The 5,602-nt window shown below is 64.9% G+C and carries 5 protein-coding genes; 2 read left to right on the top strand and 3 right to left on the bottom strand.

Features of this window, described 5'->3' with window-relative positions; translation table 11 throughout:
• A partial coding sequence (locus tag ABW043_RS02490) for a hypothetical protein (RefSeq protein ID WP_353919664.1) occupies positions 1 to 1,122 on the top strand: 1,122 nt, incomplete at its 5' end.
• Positions 1,119 to 3,065, top strand: a complete 1,947-nt coding sequence (locus ABW043_RS02485; RefSeq protein WP_353919663.1) for an FAD-dependent oxidoreductase — start codon at positions 1,119 to 1,121, stop codon at positions 3,063 to 3,065. The genes ABW043_RS02490 and ABW043_RS02485, both read left to right, overlap by 4 nt.
• Here ABW043_RS02485 and ABW043_RS02480 read toward each other — a convergent pair.
• The 3 genes from ABW043_RS02480 to ABW043_RS02470 form a co-directional block, all read right to left on the bottom strand.
• Complete coding sequence (locus ABW043_RS02480; RefSeq protein WP_353919662.1) at positions 3,062 to 4,273, bottom strand: hypothetical protein; 1,212 nt, start codon at positions 4,271 to 4,273, stop codon at positions 3,062 to 3,064. The genes ABW043_RS02485 and ABW043_RS02480 overlap by 4 nt on opposite strands.
• A gap of 125 nt (positions 4,274 to 4,398) precedes the next feature.
• Entirely contained in the window at positions 4,399 to 4,872 is a 474-nt protein-coding gene (locus ABW043_RS02475) for a hypothetical protein (RefSeq protein WP_353919661.1), read from the bottom strand.
• A gap of 59 nt (positions 4,873 to 4,931) precedes the next feature.
• Positions 4,932 to 5,602 (bottom strand): ATP-binding protein (locus ABW043_RS02470; RefSeq protein WP_353919660.1); only part of this gene is annotated, 671 nt, incomplete at its 5' end.

Raw genomic sequence — 5,602 nt, 5'->3', positions numbered from 1 at the left:
TGGACGCATTGCCACAGCGGCGGCTGGTCGCAGGGATTTGAAGGCATGAGCGAAGCCGAGCTGGATTTTGCCATCTTCGGATCGAGCCCGCTGGCAGGTCTCGTCGCGGGGCTATTGGCGAGCCGGCACCAGCGCAAGGTGGTCATGGTGGGTGATGCGCAGGCGCGCTACCGCCTGCCTCGGGCCCTCGACATGTCCGTCGCCCCGATCACGCGCCCCGAAACCTGGGCGCTGTTGAGGGATTGTCTGCCCGATACGTCCAAGCTCATCACCAAGATCGGCGGGCGCCAGGCCCTGCGCCGCGTCGATCCCATATTCTTTGCCGATGGGCCGGCCGCCCGCGAGGTTCTCGGACATTTCGCCCACATGGCCCGGGCCCATGGCATGATCCTTGAAACCGTGCCGCCGGCCAAGATCGGCGCCGACCGCGCTGGGCTGCGCGTCAGCGATGCCGTGACCGTTCATCGGCCGGGTTTCGAACCCGCGCTTGAGACATGGCTCGGTGAACTTGGCATTCGTCGCCTGCCACCAGATACCACAACGATGGCGCCCGGCGGCGCCACGGCAATCAAGGCCGGGGACGAGACGCTCGTCGCCCGACATGCGGTGCTGGTCGACGATGACGCGATTTTCCGCTGCCTTCCGGGCTGGCAATGGCCAGCCCAACTGCTGCGCCGGCCTCACGCCACCATCCTGACCGCATCGAGCCGCCATCTGGCCGGCCCGATCATGGTCCAGCTCGATAGCGGTGCCGTTCTCGTCCAGCACGAAGAGGGCGGCATGGCCGCCATGGGTCCGGGCAATCTCAGCGGATTCTCCAGTCACCTGGCAACACTCCTCGCCGAGACCGGGCAATTGCAGCAGGTCGGTCAGGTCGGATACGAAATCCTGTCTCCAGGCGATGGCGCGCCACTGCTCGGCCCGGTCGCAGGAGATGGGCCGCTCATTCTCACCGGTCTGGGCCCGACCGGAGCGTTCATGGCGCCGGTTCTGGCGCGTTGGCTGGCGGGTGAGGCCGGTGCCGACGAGACCGAATGGTGTGAGGCGCGTCGAGCCGACAAGCGTGGTCTTGGCCGCTCCGTTGCCGAGTTCAATTTTCGCATCGAAGAGCAGGCGGCATGAGGCCACAGACCAACCGCCTGCCCGCCACCACTGGCAAGGGCCTCGCCGGCGCGCATATCGACCGGAACCGCCCCATCAGGTTCACCATCAACGGCCGCGTCACGCCCGGCTTCCAGGGTGACACTGTCCTGAGTGCGCTGCTTGCTGCCGGCGTCGATACGATCGGCACCCATGCCGGCCAGCCGCTCGGCCTTCGCGCCGGCGCCGCTCCTGCCATCGCCTATTCTGCAAAACCCAACGCTCCCGAAAACGCCCTGCCCATGGAGCGCACGCCCGCTCGCGACGGTGCCGACTATCGCATCATAGCCGAGGGCCCTTCGCCGGGGCTTTTCGCGCGTCTCTTCCAGCCGGGCCGCACGCTTGGCCTCGCCCTCGACACGCCCAATAGTCTCGTGCGCCCCTGGCGCTCCATTCGCGGCGAAGCGTCAGAACCGACCGACCTCATCATCGTGGGTGGCGGCGTTGCCGGCATGGCCGCAGCGCTGGCGGGCGCCCATGCAGGCCTCAAGGTGACACTTCTCGAAGCAAGCCCGCACCTTGGCGGTCATTCCGGCCTTTTCGGCACGCAGGATGGCGAAAGCACGCCCACGGAAAATGTCACCGCGCTTGCGACCGAAATCGTCGCCAATCCCACGATCACGGTTCTCACCCATGCCGAGGTCTTCGCCATCGGCGAAGGCATTGTGCGCGCGCATCAGCTCGATGTGGGCGGAGAGCGGGTCGAAAGCCGGGTCATCGACCTGCCGGCGCGCCATATCATTCTGGCCACCGGCGCATTCGAACGCCTTCCCGTGCTACCGGGCAATCGCCTGCCTGGAACAGTCGGCGCGCAAGATGCGTTCGAACTCGCCTATCGCTACGGCATCTGGCCGGGGCACTCATGGCTTCTTGCCACCTCCGGCAATCCCGCCTATCGCCTCGCCACATTGCTCGCCGAAAGCGGCATCAATCTTGATCGCATCCTCGATGGGCGCGACCATGCCAATTCGCGCTATATCGAATTCTGCAAAGCCTACGGTTTCAGGCAGTTTCCCGGCACTGTTCCGCTCGGGGTCACTCCCGGCGCGGGTGGCCGTCTATCGGTCGAACTCCCGCATGGCGAACCCGTCTCCGTCGATCGGCTGGTCCTCTGCGGCGGGTGGCAGCCTGATCTCACGCTTTGGCATCTGGCTGGCGGCGAAAGCCGCTGGAACATTCGAAGAGAGCGCCTCGAACCCATCGGCGAAGTCGCCGGCCTTGTATTGGCCGGGTCCGCTGCGGGACATTTCACCCGACGCGGCTGCGTCACCAGCGGCATCCATGCGGTCGATCGCCTGCTGGGCCGCCCCGGCCTTGGCGTCGACGACCCCGTCATCGACGCATTTTACGAGACGCCCGACCGGCAAATGCATGTGGCTGATAACGCGGATGCGGTCGTGCCCACTTATCTCGACGCCGACAACACTCTCATGCTGCGCCCGGCCCCGCCGCCGCGTCGCCGATGGACGCAGATTTTCCAAGGTGCCCAGACAGGGCCGGTGCGCGTGCTGTCGGAAGCACCACAACCGCTCTCGATCGGCGCCATTTGTGCGGGTGTCGGCATCGGCCTCATCCCGCCGGAATCGGCCGGAGTGGTGGCGCAGGAGCGCGTTGCGCTCGTGCCGCTGACACGTGCCGAGCCGCCAGGCGAAAGAGCCACGCAAGACGAAACCGGAATCCCGCCCTATCTCGCCGATCGCTTCGGCCCCGATGCCAAAGTGGCACTGCTCCGCCACGATCCATCGCGTCAGTTGGGTAGCGGCGCCCTGATTTTCGAAGGGGAAGACATGCTCGATCCGCGCCGCGCCATCGGCATCGTGCTGCGCACCCGCGATGGCAAGACCGAGGCGCTTGTCGCCGCGGCGGTTCGTAATGTCGTGGTGCGCGATCTTGGCCAGGCGATCCCGGCCGAAGTCGAAGTCTAGCTTCGCCGCTCGGCCGCCAGGCGGGCGCGCTTCAGCGTCTCTGCATATTCGGGCGAGAAGCGTACCTGCGCCATCTGGATCACGGCATCAAGGCGGGCGATGGTATTGGCATCGTCCGGATTCTCCTTGAAGAGATCCATATTGCGCTGGATGTGAATTTCGAGCGCCTGCCCCGACTGGTGCCAGGCCTGTTCATAGACCGTGTTGAGCGCTAGGGAATCGCGGCAATCGCGGACCGTGGCGAGGAGATAGATCCCGCCCACTGCCGCCAGCAACTTGTCGGTGTCGAGCCGGTCGGAGTTCTCGCGACGGCGCATGGCCTGGTTGAGATCGGTCACGACTTCCTTCAGCCGTGGCTCGATGCGGTCCGAGACATGCTTGGTGATCGCAGAGAGCACGGCCGTCGCCTGGCTGCTGCGGGAGAATTCGAGATAGCCGGTCAGGGCACGCACCAGCTTGTGGAAGCGTTCGAGCGCCCGGCAAATCAGGTCCACATCGGCAAAGGGCCCGATCGCCTGGAAAAACCGCAACTGGTTCTGCGCATGCGACACGCAGGCATCGATCAGCGGCCCGAGGCCGGCTCGGCGCACCGATACTTCGGTGGCGGCGCCCGAAACCTTGATTGCGGCGAGGATGAGCTTGGTCGGCTGCGCCACCTGCCCCATGGCCGCCTGGAAAACCAGCGCAGCCAGAGCCGGGTCCTGCAGCGGCATGGCCTGCATGGCCGTGCCGAGCGCAGTCTCGTCGGAAATCGTGTTGGTTGCCTTGCCGAACGCCTGGGCCTTGCCCAGCAGCGCCCGGTTGCGCAAAGCCAGCATTACCGTTGGCAAATGGTGGCGTGTGTCTTCGCGGCCGAGCTGCGCGGAAAGACGGCGGGCGCCTTCGGCATCGGCCTGACCCTGGGCGAGCCCAGCCTTCATGCGACCGAGGATCTCGGGCATGGCAGCTTCCACATCGGCAGCGATCAGCGTGCCGTTGCTCAGCTTTTCGGGCGCAAAAATGTCGCTGCAGAGATCACGCGTCACCCAGACCCATATGGCCTGGGCGGCGTCGGCGTTCACCGATCCGGGAAAATTCTCGATAACCGGTTCCTGCACGAGAACGGCATCGATGAGGCCGCAGAACGGCCCTGAAGCTCTGGTGGCTGCGGCCCCGGAGTTTGTGGGGGCCGACGCACTCACGTCCGCACGGTTGGCAAGCTGTGTCATCAATACTATCGGTCAGAGGGGTGTTCCCTGCGAGCCTATAGCTCGCAGGTAAACAATCCTTAACTGCCGAGTATGGACTTATCTCGGACAGATCAACATTCAGCTCGGCTGAATGTTGCCTGGCCTTAGGCGGCGCCCTGCACCACGTTCCAGTTGCCGGTCTGCTCGCGGCAGGCGGTACCCTTCTTCACGTAGTCCTGGCCATTGACCTTGACCGTGTGGGTGAAGTCGCGGCAATCGAGATTGTTGACGCGGACATAGGGACCCACGGAAACCGAGCCGGTCGTACCCTTGTCGCCGGCCCACTGGCGCGGAGCACCCGGACGGCCGAACTGCAGGGCATAGAACTGGGCGCTATTGGCTTCGTTCGAATCCTTGGCCGTCATCGCCGCCAGCGCCGCCGGATCAACGAAGCCGCTCGAGATATTGGTCGTCAGACGCGCCTGCTGCACGTTCTGGGCGGAGCTCGTCACGAGTGGCTGAGCAACGACCGGAGCGGAGACAATCGGCGCCTGGGCCACCTGGCTCGTGCCAGCGGTAGAACAACCGGCGAGAACCAGAGCAAGAACTGGCATGGCAAACAGGGCGAAGCGATTCATCGATATGGACCTTTTCAGCGTATGGTCGGTACTTGTTGAGCCAATGCGGCGAAAGTGCGTCAGGCCGCAGGGGATCGAACCAAACCGCCAAGCCGTGCCGTGGGCAGGCGGAGTTCGACCAAAAGCCCGCCAAGCGCGGAACGCTTGAGCTCGAGGCTTCCGCCGTAGACATCAACCAGTTCCTTGACGATATCCAGCCCAAGTCCGGATCCCGGCGTTTTCTCATCGAGCCTGACACCGCGGCGCAACACTTTGCGCGCGTCATCCTCGGAAAGTCCGGGCCCGTTATCGTCGATCCGAATCAACAATTGCGTGCCCTTGGCATTGCGCTCGCTCGCCAGCCGCACGCCAACCTGGCCCTTTGACCACTTGCAGGCGTTGTCGAGGAGGTTCCCCGCCATTTCCTCAAGATCGGCCTCGTCGCCGCGAAACCAGGGGAGCGAGGCGTCGGGCCGCTGGAAGGCGATGGTCACATCCGGATGGATTTTCCGCATCACGCGCGTCAGCCGCAGCATGATCATGGTCGAGTCGGCTTTCTTGCCGACGATCGAGGTACGAGCGGCGAGCCGCGCCCGTTCGAGATAGGTCGAGACCATGTTGCTCATCTTCTCGGTCTCCATCTGCACGACGTCGGCCAGCGCGCCCTTCTTGGTCGCGGCCTCGTTGCGGAGAACCGCAATCGGCGTCTTCAACCCGTGGGCAAGGTTTCCCACCTGGTTGCGCGCCCGCT

Origin of the sequence: Devosia sp. (assembly GCF_040509215.1) — a bacterium.
In the GTDB taxonomy this organism is placed as follows: Bacteria; Pseudomonadota; Alphaproteobacteria; order Rhizobiales; family Devosiaceae; genus Devosia.
Note: the sequence above shows the minus strand (reverse complement) of the source record. Positions and strands in the feature narration are given on the sequence as shown.

Bases quoted from the DNA above. Each gene is read 5' to 3' on its own strand.
- ABW043_RS02485 (WP_353919663.1), top strand. From the start codon at position 1,119: ATGAGGCCACAGACCAACCGCCTGCCCGCCACCACTGGCAAGGGCCTC.
- ABW043_RS02480 (WP_353919662.1), bottom strand. From the start codon at position 4,273: ATGACACAGCTTGCCAACCGTGCGGACGTGAGTGCGTCGGCCCCCACA.
- ABW043_RS02475 (WP_353919661.1), bottom strand. From the start codon at position 4,872: ATGAATCGCTTCGCCCTGTTTGCCATGCCAGTTCTTGCTCTGGTTCTC.